A 15,137-nucleotide genomic window follows, 5' to 3' on the forward strand; every position below is an offset into this window, starting at 1 on the left:
ATCCGCCCCAGGACTCGGCCCCGGCCCCGGCCCGGCGTTCAGTAGTGCGTCGTGATGCCGAACCTCTCGCGGAGCCTGGCCATGTCGTGGCGGTCCCGGTCGGCCGGCTCGTACCCCTGGTGGAAGAGGACCTGTTGCCCGGCCGAGACGCAGCCGACCGTCGTACCCCCGATGGTGCCCGTGGTGAAGCACTCCGCCGGGTACACGTAGGGCTGCTCCGGGTCCAGTGACGACTGGAGCGCCGAGCCGTCCGGGGCGAAGGAGAGGGGGTGGAGATCGATCTCCTCGCCCGTCGGGCGGGCGAGGACGAAACGCACCGGACGCCAGTCCAGGGTCTCGGCGAAGCCCGCGCCGGACAGCGCCTCGATGACACGGGGTTCCTGGTCGGCGCGGTGCAGGAGGTCCAGATCGCGGTGGGGGCGGGTCTGGGTGCCGAGCAGGGCGTCGATGCCCCAGCCCCCGGCGATCCAGACGTCCATGTCGGCCTTGCGCAGCAGACTGAGCACGGACAGTACGTCGTCGACGGTCATCACGCGGCGGGACGATACGCCGTCAACTCCGGCCGTCGCCAATCGATTTCACGGTCATGGGGCGCACCGGGCACGAGAAGGGAGTTGAGCCGGGCGCATTGACACACCCCACCCGCGGCCCGATTCTGAGAGCGCTCTCAACCCCACACAGCAGGAGGTAGAGCGTGCTTGGTACCAGAAAGTTGCTCGCGGCACTGGCCGCCGCGGTGATCTTCGCCACGGGGTTCACGGCCGCCGGTCCCTCAGCCCCCGCGCAGGCCGCGGAGGCCGCGGTTCCCACGACCATTCCGCTCACCATCACGAACAGCTCCGGCCGCACGGACCCGGTCTACATCTACAACCTCGGCACCCTGCTCACGACGGGCCAGCAGGGCTGGGCCGACGCGAACGGTACGTTCCACGCCTGGCCCGCCGGCGGCAATCCCCCCACCCCGGCGCCCGACGCGTCGATCGCCGGACCCGCCAACGGGCAGTCCACGACGATCCGGATGCCGAAGTTCTCCGGCAGGGTCTACTTCTCGTACGGTCAGAAGCTCGACTTCAGGCTGACGACCGGCGGGCTGGTGCAGCCCGCCGTACAGAACCCGTCCGACCCGAACCGGAACATCCTGTTCAACTGGACCGAATACACACTCAATGACGCCGGGCTGTGGATCAACAGCACACAGGTCGATATGTTCTCGGCCCCCTACGCCGTCGGCGTCAAGGCTCCCAACGGCACCACCAAGACCACCGGCCATCTCAAGGCCGGCGGCTACCAGGGTTTCTTCGACTCCCTCAGGAGCCAGCCAGGCGGCTGGGCCAATCTGATCCAGACCCGGTCCGACGGCACGATCCTGCGCGCCCTCTCGCCCGGTCACGGCATCGGCGCCGGCAACCTGCCCGCCTCAGTGATGGACGACTACATCAACCGGGTGTGGAGCAGGTACACCACCTCCACGCTGACGGTGACACCGTTCGGGGACCAGCCGAACACCAAGTACTTCGGCCGGGTCTCGGGCAACACCATGAACTTCACCAACAGCGCGGGCGCGGTCGTCACTTCCTTCCAGAAGCCCGACGCCGACTCGATCTTCGGCTGCTACAAGCTGCTGGACGCGCCGAACGACCTCGTACGCGGCCCGATCTCGCGCACGCTCTGCGCGGGATTCAACCGCTCCACGCTCCTGGTCAACCCCAACCAGCCGGACACGAGTCCGGCGAACTTCTACCAGGACGCGGTGACCAACCACTACGCCAGGAAGATCCACGCGCAGATGGCCGACGGCAAGGCGTACGCCTTCGCCTTCGACGATGTCGGCGCCCACGAGTCACTGGTGCACGACGGTGACCCGCAGCAGGCATACATCACGCTCGACCCGTTCAACTGACCGTTCAACTGACCTCACACGTGACCGTCCCATGACCGGTCGGTTGACTCCGGTCATGGGGCGGGGCGATGGGCGGGCCGAGCGGCCCTCACGGGAACGGTGTCCCTCACGGGAACAGCAGGATCCCCGCCAGGATGATCACGATGATCGCGATGACGATGGCCATGACCTTCCAGGCCGTGCTGTGGACCGGGGGCGGCCCCTTCGGCCCGCCTCCGCGCGGCCGGTCCTCCGGGAGCTGTGGGTTCTCCGGCCGGCCATGTGCGTAGAAGTCGGCGTCGCTGGCCATGGCAACCTCCTCACAGAGGCCGACGAGGGGCCCGCCCGGCTCGGGCGGGAGCCTCGGTACGTATCCCTGCGGTTCCCCTCTACTTTACCCACAAATCGGGCGAAATAGAGAAAATGTTCGGCTCGGGTTCAGTGGATCGGCCGGTGCACGTTCTCACGCCGGGACGGTCCCGGAGTCGCATCCGCGATCCAGGGGCCCTCGCCGCTCGGGTCGATGATCCCGGCCTCCAGCCAGGTGTACGTACCCGCCAGAACACCGGTCACGACCTTGCGGTCCAGCTCGTCCGTGTTGGACCAGAGCCGGGTGAACAGCTCCTCGACCCGGATACGGGCCTGCCGGCAGAAGACATCCGCCAGCTGGTACGCCTCGCGGCCGTGGTCGCCGCTCGTCCGCATCAGCTCGGCCCGTACACAGGCCGCGCTCATCGCGAACAGCTCGGCGCCGATGTCCACGATCCGGCCGAGGAAACCCTGCTTGGTCTCCATCCGGCCCTGCCAGCGCGACATGGCGTAGAAGGTGGAGCGTGCGAGCTTGCGCGCGTTGCGCTCCACGTAGCGCAGATGCGCCGACAGGTCCGGGTGTCCCGCCGGATGGAACTCCGCGTACGAGCCGGGCAGCTGGCCCGGTCCCGCGACCAGCTTCGGCAGCCAGCCGGCGTAGAACCGGCCCGCCTGCGCACCGGCCCGCGCCTTGTCCGAGAGCGACTTCTCCGGATCGATGATGTCGCCCGCGACGGCCAGATGGGCGTCGACCGCCTCGCGCGCGATCAGCAGATGCATGATCTCCGTGGAGCCCTCGAATATCCGGTTGATCCGCAGATCGCGGAGCATCTGCTCGGCGGGTACGGCACGCTCGCCGCGCGCGGCGAGGGAGTCCGCGGTCTCGAAGCCCCGGCCGCCCCGGATCTGGACCAGTTCGTCGGCCATCAGACAGCTCATCTCGGAGCCGTACAGCTTGGCCAGGGCCGCTTCGATCCTGATGTCGTTGCGGTCCTCGTCCGCCATCTGGGAGGCCAGGTCCACGACCGCCTCCAGCGCGAACGTGGTGGCGGCGATGAACGAGATCTTCGCGCCCACGGCCTCATGGCGGCCGACGGGCTTGCCCCACTGCTCACGGGCGGCCGACCACTCGCGGGCGATCTTCAGACACCACTTGCCCGCGCCCACGCACATCGCGGGCAGCGAGAGCCGGCCGGTGTTGAGGGTGGTGAGGGCGATCTTCAGACCCGCGCCCTCGGGGCCGATACGGTTCGCGGCGGGGACCCGGACCTGGTGGAAGCGGGTGACGCCGTTCTCCAGACCGCGCAGGCCCATGAAGGCGTTGCGGTTCTCGACCGTGATGCCCGGGGAGCCGGCCTCGACGACGAACGCCGTGATGCCGCCCTTCCCGCCCTCCGTCTTCGGTACGCGCGCCATCACGACGAGCAGATCGGCGACGACTCCATTGGTCGTCCACAGCTTCACACCGTCGAGGACGTACGAGTCGCCGTCGGGCACCGCGGTGGTGGCGAGCCTGGCGGGGTCGGAGCCCACATCCGGCTCGGTGAGGAGGAAGGCCGAGATGTCGGTGCGGGCCAGGCGCGGCAGGAAGGTGTCCTTCTGCTCCTGGGTGCCGAAAAGTTTCAGCGGCTGCGGTACGCCGATCGACTGATGGGCGGAGAGCAGCGCGCCGATCGCCGGACTGGCGGAGCCGACCAGGGCCAGGGCCTTGTTGTAGTACACCTGGGTGAGGCCGAGCCCGCCGTATTTGGTCTCGATCTTCATTCCGAGCGCGCCCAGTTCCTTGAGGCCGTTGATCACCTCGTCGGGGATCCGGGCCTCGCGCTCGATCCGCGCGCCGTCGATCCTCGTCTCGCTGAACTCGCGGAGCTTCGTCAGGAACTGCTCGCCGCGCTTGACGTCCTCGGACGCCGGCATCGGGTGCGGATGGATGAGATCGAGACGGAAGCGGCCGAGGAACATCTCCTTGGCGAAGCTCGGCCTGCGCCAGCCCTGTTCCCGGGCCGCCTCGGCGACCTGGCGCGCTTCCCGCTCGGAGACCTTGGGCTTGCCCTGTGGTTCCTGCGGTGCGGATGCTGCTGAGGGTGCGGATGGGGCGGACATGAGTACTCACCTCGCCGCGGAGTCGGGTCCAGTGACGGTTCAACCGGCCTGGTACTACTCCGTCCGTATCTACCCGATTCCCGCGCCCCGCACCAGTCGTGGCGCGGGCCGCGGGAACGTCGTGGCGAGGGTGCCGGGGCCCTCCAGGAGCGCCCCCGGGAGCCCCTTCTAGAGCGCGAGGCCCGTGAGCACCATGACGCGCTCGTACGTGTAGTCGTCCATCGCGAACCGCACGCCCTCGCGGCCGACGCCGGACTGCTTGGCACCGCCGTACGGCATCTGGTCGGCACGGTACGAGGGGACGTCGCCGATGATCACGCCGCCGACCTCCAGCGCGCGGTGGGCCCGGAAGGCAGCCTGTAGGTCATGGGTGAACACCCCGGCCTGGAGGCCGTACTTCGAGTCGTTGACCTTCTCGAACGCCTCGGTCTCGCTCTCGACCCGGCGCAGGGTGAGGACGGGCCCGAAGACCTCCTCGCAGGAGATCGTGACGTCCGCGGGGACCTCGGAGAGGACGGTCGGGGCGTATGTCGCGCCGTCCCGCTTGCCGCCCGTGAGCAGCTGGGCGCCGGCCCGTACCGCCTCGTCGACCCACGACTCGACGCGCTTGGCCGCGTCCTCGCTGACGAGCGGCCCCACATCGGTGGCGTCGTCGCCGGGGTCGCCGGTGACCTGGGCCTCGACGGCGGCGATGACCTTGGGGACGAGACGTTCGTACACCGAGGCGTCCGCGATCACGCGCTGGACGGAGATACAGGACTGGCCGCCCTGGTAGTTCGAGAAGGTGGCGATCCTGGTCGCCGCCCAATCCAGGTCCTTCTCGCTCGCGTAGTCGGCGAGGACGACGGCCGCGCCGTTGCCGCCGAGTTCGAGCGTGCAGTGCTTGCGCGGGACGGAGTCCATGATCGCGAAGCCGACCTTGTCCGAGCCGGTGAAGGAGATCACCGGCAGCCGCTCGTCCTGGACGAGGGCGGGCATCCGGTCGTTCGGCACGGGCAGTACGGACCAGGCGCCGGCCGGCAGGTCCGTCTCGGCCAGCAGCTCGCCGAGGAGGAGTCCGGAGAGCGGGGTCGCCGGGGCGGGCTTGAGGATGATCGGGGCGCCGACCGCGATGGCCGGGGCGATCTTGTGGGCGCAGAGGTTGAGCGGGAAGTTGAACGGCGCGATGCCGAGGACGACGCCGCGGGGGAAGCGGCGGGTCAGCGCGAGGCGGCCGGCGCCGCCCGCGTCGGTGTCGAGGCGCTGGGCGTCCCCGCCGTTGAAGCGGCGGGCCTCTTCGGCGGCGAAGCGGAAGACGGAGACGGCGCGGCCGACCTCGCCCCTGGCCCACTTGAGGGGTTTGCCGTTCTCGGCGGAGATCAGCCGTGCGATCTCCTCGGTGCGCTCGACGAGCCTGCGGGAGACATGGTCGAGCGCGGCGGCCCGTACGTGCGCGGGAGTCGCGGCGAACTCGTCCAGGACCGCGTGCGCGGCGGCCACGGCCTCCTCGACCTGGTCCTCGGTCGGCACGGCCACGGTGCCGACGAGCCGGCCGTCCCAGGGGGAGGTGACGTCGAAGGTGTCCTCGCCGGTGGCCTGGCGGCCGGCGAGCCAGAAAGCGTGGGTGGAAGTCATTGCGAGTCCGGGCCCTTCCGAAGAGATGGGGGTGTCTGGTTCCACGGTAGGGGTGCGGGCGCGGGTGGTCGTTTGTCCGGGGTGGAGTGGTGCGGTGGGGCGCGTGCTACGCATTGTCGTAAGCGGAGGCGCCGGGGCGGACGTGGTCCGACGCTGGGGGGGACGTGGTCCGCTACTCGGTCGGGGGCACGGGCGACGCCGTGGTCTTCAGGGCCAGCCACAGCTCCATCCGTACGTCCGGGTCGTCCAGCGAGCGGCCGAGGATCTCCTCCACCCGGCGCATGCGGTAGCGCAGCGTATGGCGGTGGACCCCGAGGTCGGCCGCCGCCGCGTCCCACTGGCCGTGGCGGGAGAGCCAGGCCCGCAGCGAGGCCACCAGATCACCGCGGCCCTTCGCGTCGTGCTCGTACAGGGCGCGCAGCACGCCGTCCGCGAAGGCGCGTACCGCGTCGTCAGCGAGCAGCGGAAGGATCGATCCCGCCGCCAGTTCCTCGTGCTCGACCAGCGCGCGGCCGCGCCGCCGCGCCACCGAGAGTGCCTGTTCCGCCTGTTTGTACGCACCCGCCGCCGCGATCGGGCCCGCCGGCGCGGAGAGCCCGATGACGACCCCGGCCTCCTCGGCCTCGCGCCGGGCGTATCCCTCGCAGGCCCTGACCACCGCCCCGCCGTCCACCGCGAGCACCATGAGCCGTTCCCCGCCGTCCGGGACGGCGAGCACCGCCTCGCCCGCCCGTGACGCCGCGGCCTCCAGCGCCTCAGCGAGCAGTTGGAGCGGATGGTCGGACTCGGGGTCCCGCACGGGTTTCACCGGCTGCGCGGGCTTCACCGATTCGGCCGATTCGGCGACCAGCAGCCGGAACGGGGCGTCGAGCAGGCCCCCGTACAGATCGCCGGCCACGGCCCGCGCGTGGTCGGGCTGGCCGGAGAGCAGCATCCGCAGCACGGCCGAGCCGAGGCGCTGTTCGGCGGCCTGAAGGGCGCGTGACCGTTCCGTCGTCAGCGTCAGCAGGGCGATCGCCGAGTGGACCGCGTACCGCTCCGCGGTACCCAGCGCGGCTCCTGTGCCGACGGCGAGCGCGCCACGCATCCGCCGGCCCGTGCCGAGGGACTGGAGCTCGACTCGGTCCTCGGCGCCGGACGCCTCGTCCAGCGCGTCGCCCGAGGCCCCGACCACCGCGCTCGCCGGCGCGGGCCGCTCCCGCAGCCGTTCCACCTCGCCGGTCAGCCGGGCGGCCCGGCGCGCGGCCCACTCGGGCGCGGCGGCGACCACGGCGCCCGACGCGTCGTACAGCGCCGCCCAGCCGTCCACATGCGCGGCGAGCCGGGCCAGCAGCGCCGCGGGCCCCTCGGCGAGTGCGGCGCTGGTCAGCTCCCGCTGGGCCTCGAACCCCGCGGTGACCGCGCGGTACTGATCGGCGGCGAGTGCCGCCGAGACGGCCTTGCTGATGGCGAGGAAGGGGGTGCGCCGGGGGACGCCCAGCAGCGGCAGCCCGGCTTCCCGCGCCGCCTCGACAAGCGCCTCGGGGACGTCCTCGTAGTTCACGCCGATGGCGAAGCCGAGCCCGACGACCCCGGCGCCGACCAGCCTGCGTATGTAGCGCCGCATGGCTTCCGGATCGTCGGCGTCCAGCGTCGTCGCCGTGATGAGAAGCAGTTCCCCGCCCTCCATGTACGGCACGGGGTCGGCCAGCTCGCTCGCGTGGACCCAGCGCACAGGCGTCTGGAGCCGGTCCTCCCCCGCACGCACGGTGAGGTTGAGCGCCGAGTGCTGGACGAGCGAGGCGAGGGTGGGCGGCATGGTGGAACCGTAGGGCCTTCGGCGATGGAGGGGCAGGGCGGCGGCCGAATGACGCCGCCTCGGACGATTACGCCGCTCCGTACGAACGGCGTCCCTCAATTCTGCCAGCTTGTACGAGCCGACGGCCGGGTGACGGTGATCGGGTGGCGGTGATCGGACAGCGCTGCCTCCCCGTCGGCGCTCCGCGGTCAGCTCCGCAGATCCACCAGCAGCGGCGGCGCGTGGTCGCCCCCCACCGTCCGCAGCGAGAGCACCGCGTGCCCGGCGGGGACCGAGTGCGCCAGTTCGGAGGCCGACCAGCGCTCGCGCTCGACCTTCCGTACGGTCACCGCGTCCGTCGTCACGGCCTTGCCGGTGACCAGCTTCCGGAACGCGTGAATGGCCCGGGTCAGCGGCTGGTCGGCGAAGACCGTGCGCTGGGTGACGTCCCGGGTCTCCACCCACTCCGTGCCCCAGGCCTCCGCGAAGCGCTTGCCGTCCCAGGTGGTGATCCCGGAGAAGGCCATCCGGCAGCCGACGGCCCCGAGGAGCGCGGTGTGCAGCGCCTCCGGCACATCGTCGAGCGTGCGCAGGGTGAGCAGCGCGCCCGCGTTCACCGACCGCAGCCGCTGCACCCCGCGCAGGGTCTGGCCGGTGAGGGTGCGGGTCGCGTCGTCCAGGACGAGACAGGCGAAGAGCGAGCGGTCGGCGCGTACGGCGGCGTTCGCCGTGAACTGCGCGAGCACGAGCCTGGCCAGCATCCGCGAGGCTTCGGCGTGTCCGCGCTCGGGCAGGTCGATACGGACCCGGAGCGGATGCTCCAGGGTGCGCAGCGAGAACGGCCTGGTCCTGCCGCTGGTGTCGAAGAAGCCCGCGAACGCCGGGCGGTCGAGCAGCGCGATCCGGTCGGCGAGCGCGCTCCCCGCGTCCCCGGGGGCTCCGGACTGCCGTTCCCTGGTGTCGAGTTCACGCCGCATGGCGTGGTGGCCGCCGGCGTCAAGGGCTTCGCGCAGGGCGGCCAGCGCGGCGGGCGTGCCGTCAAGCAGCTCGCGCAGCTCCGGTACGGCGGGCAGCCGGCCGTACGCGGCACGGAACGGGCCGAGCAATTGCGCGAGCGCGGTGGTGGCCCGCCTTCCGTCGGTGTCCGTGAGATCACCGACAAGGCCCTCGGCGAGTACGGCGGCGGCCTCGTCCGGGTCGTTCGTTCCCCCGTACAGATCGAGGTCGTACACCGATGCCGGGTCGCCGAGCCGTACCACGACGTCATAGGCGCTGTCGGGGCCGAGCTGGGTCCCGGCGGCGCAGACGGCGATCACGACGGCCTGTCCGGCGAGCGCCTGGAGGGAGAGCGATTCGACGACCGGCCGGACGAGCGCGTGTGTCTTGCCCGCGCCCGGCGGCCCCACGGCCAGCAGCGAGGTCCCCAGCAGGACCGGATCCAGCGCGATCCCCGTCCCGCGCCTGGGGTACGGGTTGCGCTCCCCGTCGTGGACCGTGCCGAGCCGGACCTGTCGTACGAGCAGATCGTGCCGGGCCGCGCGGACGGGCAGGTCGCGCTTGCCCGACGGGTGGACGCAGGCCGCGGCGCCGTGGCCCCGCACGGCCTCGGCGAACGCCGTGAGCCGGGAGGGGTCGGCCCGTACGGTGTGCCAGGCGCGCCGGATCCGGGCGTAGTCGACATCGTTCATCCGCCCGCCCCGCACCTCGGCGGCGAGCCGCGCGGCGGTCTCGCCCTGGCCGGCGGAGCGGAGCTGGGGCCACTCGGCGAGATCGTCCTCGGGCTCCGGGGGCGGCGGCGCGGTCTCCTTCGGGGCGACGCCGGGGACCCGGCGCAGAACGCGGCGGGCGAGCTCGGGCCAGCGGCCGAGCCGTCCGAAGAGGACCAGGAGTCCGCCGATGACCAGCGCGTAGTAGATGTACGAGGCGACGACCGAGGCCATCGTGCCGCGCCAGGAATCGGGCGTGAACATGTAGAGCGGCCAGAGCCAGAAGCCGCCCAGATAGCCGTTCCACAGCAGCGACCAGAGCAGCAGGCCCGCGAGGAGCGAGATCAGCGCTCCGCTGACCAGCTGCCGCGTCGGCGTGCGCTCCGGCTCCTCCGGGGGGCGCGGCCTGTGTCCGTACGCCCAGGTCCCTGGCGCGTCCGCGACCCGGGGCACCCGCAGCCACTCGCCCAGCGTCGGGCCGCTGTCCGGGGCGCGTTCCGGCGCGGGTGGCGGGGCCGCCTCGAAGACGCCCGGTGCGAAGGCGCCGGACGGGTCGGAGGCACCGGGCGGCGGACCCGGCGGGGACGGCAAGGACTTCGGCATCGGCGGTGGCGCGGGGGGCGGCGTGGGCGGCGGCCCCGCGGGCCGCGGCACAGGGGTGGCGCGCGTGCCCTGTGAGTCGTGCGTGCCGTCGGTGTCCATGAACCCCTGCCTCCTGACCAGTCAGGCCCGCGCTGTGCCGTCCGCCGTGCGCACGCGTCGATCTCGTGTGCAAGCGTCAATCTAGTGCCCGCGCACGGGTAGTTCACCGTTCCGCGCCCACAGGGTGTCGCCCGCCCCGCCGTACCTCCCGGCCCCGGCGTGTGGGCCACCTGTCCGTCACGGACAACGACACGACCCGGTTACTACCGAACGGCGCATGCCCGCACCCCTCCCCCACCCCTAGCCTGCGAAGAAAGCCGAAGAAAGACCCCGGAAACACCCCCAGGAGCCCCTCATGACCGCCATTCCGCAGGAGCGCCGCCTCGTCACCGCCGTCCCCGGTCCGAAGTCGCAGGAGTTGCAGGCCCGCCGTACCGCCGCGGTCGCCGGTGGCGTCGGGTCCGTGCTGCCCGTGTTCGCCGCCCGCGCCGACGGCGGGATCCTTGAGGACGTGGACGGCAACCGGCTGATCGATTTCGGTTCCGGGATCGCCGTGACCTCGGTCGGTGCCAGCGCCGAGGCCGTCGTACGCCGCGCCTCCGCCCAGCTCGCGGACTTCACCCACACCTGTTTCATGGTCACGCCGTACGAGGGGTACGTCGAGGTCTGTGAGCGGCTTGCCGAGCTGACCCCGGGTGACCACGCGAAGAAGTCCGCGCTGTTCAACTCAGGCGCCGAGGCCGTCGAGAACGCCGTGAAGATCGCCCGCGCGTACACCAAGCGCCAGGCCGTGGTCGTGTTCGACCACGGCTATCACGGCCGTACGAACCTCACCATGGCGCTGACCTCGAAGAACATGCCGTACAAGAACGGCTTCGGGCCGTTCGCCCCGGAGATCTACCGGGTGCCTGTCGCCTATGGCTACCGCTGGCCGACCGGTCCCGAGAACTGTGGCCCCGAGGCGTCCGCCCAGGTCATCGACCAGATCAGCAAGCAGATCGGCGCCGACAACGTCGCCGCGATCATCATCGAGCCGGTGCTCGGCGAGGGCGGCTTCATCGAGCCGGCCAAGGGCTTCCTGCCCGCGCTGGCGCGGTTCGCCAAGGACAACGGGATCGTGTTCGTGGCGGACGAGATCCAGTCCGGCTTCTGCCGTACCGGCCAGTGGTTCGCCTGTGAGGACGAGGGCGTCGTCCCCGACCTGATCACCACCGCGAAGGGCATCGCGGGCGGTCTGCCGCTCGCCGCCGTCACCGGCCGCGCCGAGATCATGGACGCCGCGCACTCGGGCGGCCTCGGCGGTACGTACGGCGGCAACCCGGTGGCCTGCGCCGCCGCGCTCGGCGCCATCGAGACGATGAGGGAACTGGATCTCATCGCGAAGGCCCGCCGTATCGAGACGGTCATGAAGGGCCGGCTCTCCGCGCTGCGCGAGAAGTACGACCTCATCGGTGACATCCGCGGCCGCGGCGCGATGATCGCGATCGAGCTGGTGAAGAACCGGGAGACCAAGGAGCCGGCCCCGGAGGCGACCGCCGCGCTCGCCAAGGCGTGCCATGCGGCGGGGCTACTGGTCCTGACCTGTGGCACTTACGGCAATGTGCTGCGCTTCCTGCCGCCGCTGGTGATCGGCGAGGACCTGCTGAACGAGGGCCTGGACATCGTCGAGGAGGCGCTTGCCACCGTCTGAGCTGCCGGTACGGCGGACCGTGACCGCGGCGCCGGCCCCGGTCCGCCACACCTGTCAGGGCCTGTGAAGAAGGTGTGCGAGGCCGATGGCGGGATGCGTTTCGGGCTGTCGGTGCCCGCGCGGCTGACGTACCGTTTCCGCAGATGAGAGAAACACCCCGCTCGCAGGGGACTGCGGGCGACACCGGAGCGGGGCATCCCCAGCACCGCTTTGGTCGTGCCTTCGCGCACACCACTGGAGCCTCCGGCTCTGGAACACCTCACCGATCGGACGGCCGCCCGCCCCAAACCCCCCGGGGCGTGCGGCACACCGGTCCGTACGGCCGCCCCGGAACCACCCCCCCTGTTCCCGGGCGGCCGGCCTTTTTCTCCCGCCCGCTGTGGCGGTTCCGGCTTCCCTTCGCGCTGTGCGCGGCCGTCTTCGCGCTGGTGACCTGGCAGGTCTCCGCCGGCGGGCCGCTGCGCTCGGCCGACGAACGTGTCGGTCACGCGCTCGCGGGTCAAGGGCCCAGACCACTGACGGAACTCCTCGCCGATCTCGGCAGCATGCTCGTCGCCGTGCCGGTACTGGCCGTGGCGATCGGATACGCGCTGTGGCGCGGACAGCGCGCGCGGCCCCTGGTGGCGGCGCTCGCGATGGCCGCCGTCCCCCTCCTGGTCGTACCGCTCAAGATCTGGATCGACCGGCCGGGCCCGCTCACCGACGCCACCGGCTACTACCCGTCCGGGCATACGGCGACGGCGATGGTCGCGTACGGCGGCGCCGCCCTGCTCCTCGCGCCCCACGCGCCCCACGGGCGACGGAACCGGGCGATGCCCGCCGCCGTCCTGCTCACCCTGGCGACGGGCATCGGTCTCGTACTGCGTGGCTACCACTGGCCGCTGGACGTCCTCGGCAGCCTGGCCCTGTGCGGGATGGTGCTCCTGGCTCTGGAGCGGGCACTCCGCGTGGCCGGATCGCGCGATGTCAGCCGAAGTACGCGTCGAAGTTCTTCGAGAACTCCCACTGGTTGAAGCGGTCCCAGTTGATCGACCAGGTCATCAGTCCGCGCAGGGCGGGCCAGGTGCCATGGGTCTGGTACGAGCCGCAGTCGGTCTTCTTGGTGAGGCAGTTCAGCGCCTTGTTCACCTCGGCCGGTGACGTGTGGCCGTTGCCCGCCTGGGTCGAGGCCGGCAGGCCGATGGCCACCTGGTCGGGGCGGAGCGCCGGGAAGACCTTCGTGGTGTCACCGGCGACCGGGAAGCCGGTGAGCAGCATGTCGGTCATGGCGATATGGAAATCGGCGCCGCCCATCGAGTGGTACTGGTTGTCCAGGCCCATGATCGGGCCGGAGTTGTAGTCCTGGACGTGCAGCAGGGTGAGATCGTCGCGCAGGGTGTGGATCACCGGGAGGTACGAACCGGCGCGCGGGTCCTGGCCGCCCCAGGGGCCGGATCCGTAGAACTGGTAGCCGAGCTGCACGAAGAAGGTCTCGGGGGCCATGGTGAGGACGAAGTCCGCGCCGTACTTGGCCTTGAGGGTCTTGATCGCGGAGATCAGATTGACGACGACCGGGGTCGTGGGGTTGCGGAAGTCGGTGTCACCGGTGTTCAGCGAGAGCGAGTGGCCCTCGAAGTCGATGTCCAGGCCGTCCAGACCGTACTCGTCAATGATCTTGGAAACCGAGGAGACGAAGGCGTCGCGGGCGGCGGTGGTGGAGAGCTGGACCTGGCCGTTCGCGCCGCCGATGGAGATCAGGACCTTCTTGCCCGCGGCCTGCTTGGCCTTGATCGCCGCCTTGAACTCGGCGACGGATTCGACGTTCGGGCATTCGGCGACCGGGCAGAGGCTGAAGCGGATGTCGCCGGAGGTGACCGAGGTGGGTTCGCCGAAGGCGAGGTTGATGACGTCCCACGAGGCGGGCACATCGGCCATCCGCGTGTAGCCGGAGCCGTTGGCGAAGCTGGAGTGCAGATAGCCGACCAGCGCGTGGGCGGGCAGGTCCGTGCCGCCTCCTCCGCCGCCGCCCGAGGTGGCTGTGGTGGCGGTGACGGCGGGCGAGAGCGCGGACGCGCCGGTGGCGTTGGTCGCGGCGACCTGGAAGCTGTAGGCCGTGGCGGGGCTGAGCCCGGTGACGGTCGCCGAGGTGCCGCTGACGTCCAGGGCCTTCGCGCCGCCCCGGTAGACGGTGTAGCCGGTGGCTCCCGTGACGGGCGCCCAGGAGAGCGCTACGGAGGTCGAGGTGACGGTGCCCGCCTTGAGGCCGGTGGGGACGGCCGGGGGCTGCTCGGGCGCGCCGCCGGGACCGACGAGGGTGAGATCGTCGGCGTAGTAGGCGGGCGTGCCGTACCAGCCGTGGGTGTAGACGGTCACCGAGGTGGTGCTCGGGCCGGTGCGGAAGCTCGTGGTCAGCTTCTGCCAGTCGGCCGCGGACTGTGTCCAGGTCGAGACATCGGTGGTGCCGGTGCCGGAGGCGCCGAGATAGACGTAGCCGCCGCGGACCCAGGAGCTCAGCGTGTACGCGGAGTCCGGCTGGACCGTGACGGTCTGCGAGCACTTGGCGTTGTCGTTGCCCGCGGGGGTCCCCCTGAGCGCGCCGCTGCCGCCGTGTACGGGGGTGGTGACGACGGAGCCGCTGCCCGCCGTACAGCTCCAGCCGGTCAGGCCGGACTCGAAGCCGCCGTTACGGGCGATGTCCGCGTCGGCGGCCCGTGCCGTCTGGGCGGCGGCGACGAGTCCGCCCGCGGTGAGCACGGCGGCCGCGAGGGCGGCCACCAGTCTTGGGTACAGAGCAGGACGTCTGGTGCGTTCCACAACTGCCTCCGGGCATGGGGGAAATGAGGTGGCGGAGCGCGCACAGCATGGTCCAGACCAATTGATTGGTCAAGACCTGTGACGCGCCACCCCGGAACCGCCCCACACCCCCGCCCCCCTGGAGTCACATGGCGCCGTCCTCCCCGCCCCCGTCCCTCCTGTTCCTGTCCCCCGCCGCGAGGTTCGCCGCCGCCTCGTGCATCGCCAGTTCCAGCAGCGACGCGTCGGTGAGCGTGCCCGAGCCGTCCGGCGGAATCAGCCAGCGCGTACCACCGCTCGCCCGCCCCGGGTACGGCACGACGATCCAGGTGCCGGAGCCGGCGCCGCGTACGCCCGTACCGAGCCAGCGCGCGACCGTGCCCGGCGGCACGAAGAACCCCATCCGGGAGTCGCCGAAGTCCGCGAGCACGGGTCCCGGCCGGTCGACGAGCCCGGTCAGCACGTCGAGGGTCGGATAGCCGAGCCCGCCGGGGAGAATCAGCACATCCCAGAGCCGGCCGGCGGGCAGCAGGGCCACCCCCAACGGGTTGCGCTCCCACTCCCACCGGCAGGCTTCGGGATCCGGTGCCACCGAAGTCAGCCACTCCACCGCGTTGTTCGCCCCTGAGCCGGCCATCTGCCCGG

11 protein-coding genes are annotated in these 15,137 nt (G+C 71.4%); 3 read left to right on the forward strand and 8 right to left on the reverse strand.

The window, feature by feature from the left end; all coding sequences use genetic code 11:
- Positions 1-38: 38 nt before the first annotated feature.
- Positions 39-530 carry a nucleotidyltransferase domain-containing protein gene (locus ACFRMN_RS31890; protein ID WP_383026232.1) on the reverse strand — a complete coding sequence of 164 codons (492 nt, stop codon included), beginning with the start codon at positions 528-530 and terminating at the stop codon, positions 39-41.
- Positions 531-694: 164 nt separating this feature from the next.
- Between ACFRMN_RS31890 and ACFRMN_RS31895 the strand changes: the two genes are divergently transcribed.
- The gene (locus ACFRMN_RS31895; protein ID WP_383026149.1) at positions 695-1,900 is read left to right on the forward strand and encodes a glycoside hydrolase family 64 protein; all 1,206 of its coding nucleotides are present in this window, start codon (positions 695-697) and stop codon (positions 1,898-1,900) included.
- Between the two features lie 106 nt (positions 1,901-2,006).
- On the opposite strand, the gene ACFRMN_RS31900 is transcribed toward ACFRMN_RS31895, so the two are convergent.
- From ACFRMN_RS31900 to ACFRMN_RS31920, 5 genes are all read right to left on the reverse strand, one after another.
- Positions 2,007-2,189: a hypothetical protein gene (locus ACFRMN_RS31900; protein WP_383026152.1), complete on the reverse strand. Its 183-nt coding sequence runs from the start codon at positions 2,187-2,189 to the stop codon at positions 2,007-2,009.
- Positions 2,190-2,317: 128 nt separating this feature from the next.
- The gene (locus ACFRMN_RS31905) at positions 2,318-4,291 is read right to left on the reverse strand and encodes an acyl-CoA dehydrogenase family protein (protein ID WP_383026155.1); all 1,974 of its coding nucleotides are present in this window, start codon (positions 4,289-4,291) and stop codon (positions 2,318-2,320) included.
- A gap of 168 nt (positions 4,292-4,459) precedes the next feature.
- Positions 4,460-5,905 (reverse strand): aldehyde dehydrogenase family protein, encoded by a 1,446-nt coding sequence (locus ACFRMN_RS31910; RefSeq protein ID WP_383026158.1) that lies wholly within the window; start codon positions 5,903-5,905, stop codon positions 4,460-4,462.
- A 172-nt stretch (positions 5,906-6,077) separates the two neighbouring features.
- Positions 6,078-7,703 carry a PucR family transcriptional regulator gene (locus tag ACFRMN_RS31915; RefSeq protein WP_383026161.1) on the reverse strand — a complete coding sequence of 542 codons (1,626 nt, stop codon included), beginning with the start codon at positions 7,701-7,703 and terminating at the stop codon, positions 6,078-6,080.
- Positions 7,704-7,891: 188 nt separating this feature from the next.
- Positions 7,892-10,090, reverse strand: a complete 2,199-nt coding sequence (locus tag ACFRMN_RS31920) for an ATP-binding protein (RefSeq protein WP_383026163.1) — start codon at positions 10,088-10,090, stop codon at positions 7,892-7,894.
- Between the two features lie 295 nt (positions 10,091-10,385).
- Between ACFRMN_RS31920 and gabT the strand changes: the two genes are divergently transcribed.
- Both gabT and ACFRMN_RS31930 read left to right on the forward strand, forming a co-directional pair.
- Positions 10,386-11,720, forward strand: a complete 1,335-nt coding sequence (gene gabT, locus ACFRMN_RS31925) for a 4-aminobutyrate--2-oxoglutarate transaminase (protein ID WP_383026166.1) — start codon at positions 10,386-10,388, stop codon at positions 11,718-11,720.
- 143 nt (positions 11,721-11,863) lie between these two features.
- Positions 11,864-12,733: a phosphatase PAP2 family protein gene (locus tag ACFRMN_RS31930; RefSeq protein ID WP_383026169.1), complete on the forward strand. Its 870-nt coding sequence runs from the start codon at positions 11,864-11,866 to the stop codon at positions 12,731-12,733.
- Here ACFRMN_RS31930 and ACFRMN_RS31935 read toward each other — a convergent pair.
- Together ACFRMN_RS31935 and ACFRMN_RS31940 are read right to left on the reverse strand one after the other, a co-directional pair.
- Complete coding sequence (locus ACFRMN_RS31935; RefSeq protein ID WP_383026172.1) at positions 12,687-14,513, reverse strand: chitinase; 1,827 nt, start codon at positions 14,511-14,513, stop codon at positions 12,687-12,689. The genes ACFRMN_RS31930 and ACFRMN_RS31935 overlap by 47 nt on opposite strands.
- Before the next feature lie 124 nt (positions 14,514-14,637).
- A complete protein-coding gene (locus tag ACFRMN_RS31940) occupies positions 14,638-15,129 on the reverse strand; it encodes a hypothetical protein (RefSeq protein WP_383026175.1) in 492 nt (163 codons plus the stop codon).
- Positions 15,130-15,137: the final 8 nt, after the last annotated feature.

It is taken from the genome of Streptomyces sp. NPDC056835 (assembly GCF_042789485.1).
In the GTDB taxonomy this organism is placed as follows: domain Bacteria; phylum Actinomycetota; class Actinomycetes; order Streptomycetales; family Streptomycetaceae; genus Streptomyces.

Coding starts and splice junctions, on each gene's coding strand:
- ACFRMN_RS31890 (WP_383026232.1), bottom strand. CDS start 530: ATGACCGTCGACGACGTACTGTCCGTGCTCAGTCTGCTGCGCAAGGCC.
- ACFRMN_RS31900 (WP_383026152.1), bottom strand. CDS start 2,189: ATGGCCAGCGACGCCGACTTCTACGCACATGGCCGGCCGGAGAACCCA.
- ACFRMN_RS31905 (WP_383026155.1), bottom strand. CDS start 4,291: ATGTCCGCCCCATCCGCACCCTCAGCAGCATCCGCACCGCAGGAACCA.
- ACFRMN_RS31910 (WP_383026158.1), bottom strand. CDS start 5,905: ATGACTTCCACCCACGCTTTCTGGCTCGCCGGCCGCCAGGCCACCGGC.
- ACFRMN_RS31915 (WP_383026161.1), bottom strand. CDS start 7,703: ATGCCGCCCACCCTCGCCTCGCTCGTCCAGCACTCGGCGCTCAACCTC.
- ACFRMN_RS31920 (WP_383026163.1), bottom strand. CDS start 10,090: ATGGACACCGACGGCACGCACGACTCACAGGGCACGCGCGCCACCCCT.
- gabT (WP_383026166.1), top strand. CDS start 10,386: ATGACCGCCATTCCGCAGGAGCGCCGCCTCGTCACCGCCGTCCCCGGT.
- ACFRMN_RS31930 (WP_383026169.1), top strand. CDS start 11,864: ATGAGAGAAACACCCCGCTCGCAGGGGACTGCGGGCGACACCGGAGCG.
- ACFRMN_RS31940 (WP_383026175.1), bottom strand. CDS start 15,129: ATGGCCGGCTCAGGGGCGAACAACGCGGTGGAGTGGCTGACTTCGGTG.